The organism is Rhodopirellula maiorica SM1, from assembly GCF_000346295.1.
In the GTDB taxonomy this organism is placed as follows: domain Bacteria; phylum Planctomycetota; class Planctomycetia; order Pirellulales; family Pirellulaceae; genus Novipirellula; species Novipirellula maiorica.
This window is the reverse complement of sequence record NZ_ANOG01000696.1, coordinates 1-1,591: the sequence shown is the minus strand read 5'-3', so window position 1 is coordinate 1,591 and position 1,591 is coordinate 1. Positions and strand designations below refer to the sequence as shown.

Here is a 1,591-nt window from a genome sequence, read left to right as displayed (position 1 = left end):
GGAAACATTCTTCGTCGCACCAGTCTGGACGAATTGCCACAGCTCTTCAACGTCATCGCGGGTACGATGTCCTTGGTAGGGCCACGACCTCATGCCTCGGCTCACAACGAACAATACCGCAGCCGAATTCGCGGATACATGCTTCGCCACAAAGTGAAACCGGGCATCACCGGATTGGCACAAGTCAACGGTTGTCGTGGCGAGACCGATACGATCGACAAGATGGAACGGCGGATCGATTGGGACCACCGCTACATCCGCAACTGGTCACTGTGGTTGGACATCAAGATCCTATTCAAGACGCTACGAGTGGCCTGGAGCCAACCCGAAGCGTACTGATCCCACCAACGCGTCAATCCAAAACGCGTCAATCCAACTCGAGCGGTTCGTCCAACTCAGAGAGTTCCTGTTGATCCCCCGCGCCTTGCTCGCGAAGTTTTTTCGCGGCGCGGCGGACTTTGCGTTCGCGTTTCTTCAGCGTTTCGACTCGCTGCTTCAACTTTTCTTTGTCCTCGGCAAGCTTTTCCTCTCGCCGCCGCAGATCGGTGTCATCGACCACGCTGTCGGTATGAGGTTCTTCATCAGTGGAAATCTCCACGTCAGTGCTGGACGGTTCAGAAGCAGGACGCAACAGTAACCACTTGGGTTCTACGAAGATGCAATTCGCGGCGATCATCATCAAACCAAATGTTGCCATTCCCAGCGAGGTGGCAATCCCACCATGCACCAAGATGGCAATCGCAATGACCACGGGGCGACTAAGGCGGGGCCACACCAACGCACAATAAAATACTTCCCAAAATAGCGTCAGGTGCGTCAGTGCCGAGAAAACGCGGGGGTAGCTGCCGATCCAGGTCATGTTCATGGATTGGTATTCGTAGTTGGCAACCGCGAACCAGATCGCAGTCCCGTCCCACCACAGTTCGCCGCGTGCCTTGGCCAGACCGCCAAACAGATAGATCACGCAGAGGTGCAATTGCAACAATCGCGTTCCCACATTGGCCGCCACGCTAGGCCGATTTTCGGGCAACAGCCACGCAAATTTGCGACTCGATTGGCGGCGTTCGGAAAAACGCTCGCGTAACCATGCATCGACGCTGAAACAACTGCCACTGGGCGTCAACATCAAATACATCGCCGTGTAGGTGACAATTTGATCCAGCCCAAACAGCGATCCCGTCAAACGGTGGATGTACATGATTTGCAAAAACCAAGCTGCCGGCGCGGTGACCCGCGTCATAAACCCGATCGCAAATGCCGCCGTAATCGTTAGCGTCGCGGCGTGGTGCAGCCACAACAGCAACGGGTTACTCAGGTGCCAAAGATAGCTACGCCCCATATCCGACGGACCAAACGCACCATCGTGTAATTGTGCGATGGTTGTATTGTTGATCCAGGCATGATCGCCGAGAAAATCGCTGAGCTGCATCGCCAGCACGAGATGCGAATAGAACAGCATGCCGCCCGTTACGATTCGCAACACCGCCAGCACCTGCGAGTACCGCGGCGTGAACCAAAAACGATCCCACGCAGCAACAAACTGCAACAACCATGCTTTGAAAAGCCCGATCACTGATGGTCCGCTCATTCC

Annotated in this window: 2 protein-coding genes; one reads left to right on the top strand and one right to left on the bottom strand. The window is 55.2% G+C overall.

The annotated features are described in order from the left end of the window. On the top strand, window positions 1-339 hold a 339-nt coding region (locus RMSM_RS22375; RefSeq protein WP_040768988.1), incomplete at its 5' end, for a sugar transferase. 28 nt (window positions 340-367) lie between these two features. Here the strand turns inward: RMSM_RS22375 and RMSM_RS22370 are convergent. Continuing rightward, window positions 368-1,591 (bottom strand): HTTM domain-containing protein (locus RMSM_RS22370; RefSeq protein WP_144057869.1); only part of this gene is annotated, 1,224 nt, incomplete at its 5' end.